Raw genomic sequence first — 2,558 nt, 5'->3', positions numbered from 1 at the left:
CCGCTAACGATAAGATTGATTTTTTCATATGTTGTTACCTCCTTGTGAGCTTTTTCATAAGCTAACGTTTTCAATATTACCATAGTTATTTTCTATACAAAGAACAAACAGATAAAGAATAGATGACAAACATCACAGTAAGATAACGAGCCGATAACAAATAGTCTGAATATTACAATGAATAAAGGCTTGTATTTAACTGATCCCCCCCTTTTTTGGGTCATATTTTTTTTATCCAAGCATAATTATTTAAGGATGTACCTTTGAAAAAGGAGGTTTCAACTTGACACGAGCAAAGACTTTCACCCTAATCAAGTCTTATAAACCGTTCCATAGCAAATTCGATCCCTGCCCACCGATTGGAAGAAAGTATTTCAGTACACCTCCCCAATTGTATATAAATTTCCAGCCACCAAATCTAGAACAGTTCACACCAGAAGAGGCACTCAAATACGGTACCCTTTGGAAATTCTTTTACGATTTTTATGATAATCCTTATCGCGAAAGGGAGACGTAAATGAATAAGAAACTGGATGATGAATATTATCAGTTGCTTGAGCAAATACAGGCTGCAGATTTCGTACTTGTCGAACTAACCCATTATTTAGATACACATCCCACTGACCAGCRGGCACTGCAGCAATTCAATCAATTCCAACTGTACTCCAAACAATTGAAAGCAGTATTCGAACCTAAATATGGGCCATTACTTGGATTCGGAAATAGTCCTGGAGGGGAAAATAAATGGGAATGGGGCCAAGGCCCTTGGCCATGGCAAGTATAAGGAGAGATATCTATGTGGGTTTATGAAAAAAAGCTACAATACCCAGTAAGGGTTAGCAACTGTAACCCCAGACTGGCAAAATATTTAATAGAACAATATGGGGGTGCTGATGGTGAGTTGGCTGCCGCACTCCGATACTTAAATCAACGCTATACAATACCTGATAAAGTCATCGGATTACTTACGGATATTGGAACAGAAGAATTCGCTCACTTAGAAATGATTGCCACAATGGTTTATAAGCTTACAAAGGACGCCACACCACAGCAGATGGTTGCAGCTGGTCTTGGCGAACATTATGCGAATCATGATGGTGCCCTTTTCTATCAAAATGCAGCAGGTGATCCATGGACAGCCACATACATCCAAGCTAAAGGCGATCCTATTGCTGATTTATATGAAGATATTGCCGCTGAAGAGAAAGCCCGTGCAACCTATCAATGGTTGATTGACATCTCAGATGACCCGGATATTAATGATTCACTTAGATTTTTAAGGGAAAGAGAGATTGTACATTCCATGAGGTTCAGAGAAGCTGTAGAAATTCTAAAAGAAGACAAAGGGAAAAAAAAGTTTTTTTAATAAAATCCATATAAAAAAGGCAACGGAAATTTCCCGCTGCCTTTTTGTCATTTACGGTCTGAAGAATAGGTCCATCCATCTTCCTGATAAATCTTTTCTTCTTTCATCAGTTTGCCCAGAGCACGTTTGAATGCTCCCTTACTTAATCCGAAGTGGAACTGGATATCATCAGGTGGAGTCTTATCGCCATAAGGCATCGCACCACCACGGTTCATTAAATAAGTGAAGATGACATCAGCATCCTCTTCCATTAAATCTTGCTTAAACGGAATTAAAGAAACATTGAGGGTACCATCTTCTTTACTATCAATGACACGTCCTTCAACTAATTCTCCTAGGCGGGGCTCCTGTTTACGTTCACTTTCGTGAATAAAGCAGCGATACCCTTCTTGTGAAACAAAGAAAGAACCAACCATTAGCAAACGATAGACATTCCCTTTCACGGTCGTGTTACGGACTCCTTTTAAAGGAGCTTTAACAGCAATCTCTTGAATTACATCTTCTGTTGCAAGTTTACCGAACAACCGTTCATTACGATCGGTTTTCAAGGAAACATATAGACGATCACCAACTTCAGGCCATAAATGGTCAATGTTTGGCAGATCATCCAGTGATACCAGAATATCTTTGGAAAGGCCGATGTTGACAAAGACCCCTAGTTTCTTTTTCACATTGACTACTTCTGCCCAGCCATACTGATCGATCTGAATTTCAGGAATTTTCATTGTTGCTGTCAACCTGGCTTGTTTATCATGATAGATAAATACCGTTACTTCATCACCAATTTCAAGCTCAGTTTCTTCATTCATTTCATTATGATGAAGTAAGACATCTTCCGAACCATCAGTCAAGAACCAACCGAAATCTGCCTTACGTTCTACTTCTAACTCTACAGCCAAACCGGCCTGAATTTTTTGCATGTATAAAAATCCTCCTGTAACTTACCTTTACCTACAATTGTACCCAATTATTTATTTTTCCAACATATTTGAATTTATCATTTTTTTGTTGTTCTGTATACCTATTACGTTTTTTTATTTTTTTGCTCCTTGTCAACTTCCATGGATGTTTGAGGAACTAAAATTTGAACTCGTTTTCCATTACTACAAAGTTTGCATAATGAATTTTGAAAATTGACTGGGTTTGTATGGTTTAATTAGTGTTCCGATATACCTTTTACGTCGTAATAGTC

Annotated in this window: 4 protein-coding genes; 3 read left to right on the top strand and 1 reads right to left on the bottom strand. The window is 38.1% G+C overall.

Features of this window, described 5'->3' with window-relative positions; genetic code table 11:
- Positions 1–283 precede the first annotated feature (283 nt).
- The 3 genes from AC1DUW_RS25655 to AC1DUW_RS25645 are packed head-to-tail and all read left to right on the top strand — an operon-like array spanning position 284 to position 1,366.
- Positions 284–517, top strand: a complete 234-nt coding sequence (locus tag AC1DUW_RS25655) for a spore coat associated protein CotJA (RefSeq protein WP_053346484.1) — start codon at positions 284–286, stop codon at positions 515–517.
- Entirely contained in the window at positions 518–784 is a 267-nt protein-coding gene (locus AC1DUW_RS25650) for a spore coat protein CotJB (protein WP_477643805.1), read from the top strand. It abuts the gene before it with no gap.
- Between the two features lie 12 nt (positions 785–796).
- Complete coding sequence (locus tag AC1DUW_RS25645) at positions 797–1,366, top strand: manganese catalase family protein (protein ID WP_053346486.1); 570 nt, start codon at positions 797–799, stop codon at positions 1,364–1,366.
- A gap of 47 nt (positions 1,367–1,413) precedes the next feature.
- On the opposite strand, the gene AC1DUW_RS25640 is transcribed toward AC1DUW_RS25645, so the two are convergent.
- The gene (locus tag AC1DUW_RS25640; protein WP_053346487.1) at positions 1,414–2,286 is read right to left on the bottom strand and encodes a CvfB family protein; all 873 of its coding nucleotides are present in this window, start codon (positions 2,284–2,286) and stop codon (positions 1,414–1,416) included.
- Positions 2,287–2,558 lie beyond the last annotated feature (272 nt).

Source organism: Peribacillus sp. P4_C12, assembly GCF_056402095.1.
The sequence above is the reverse complement of the archived record's forward strand: the minus strand, read 5'-3'. Positions and strand labels throughout refer to the sequence as shown.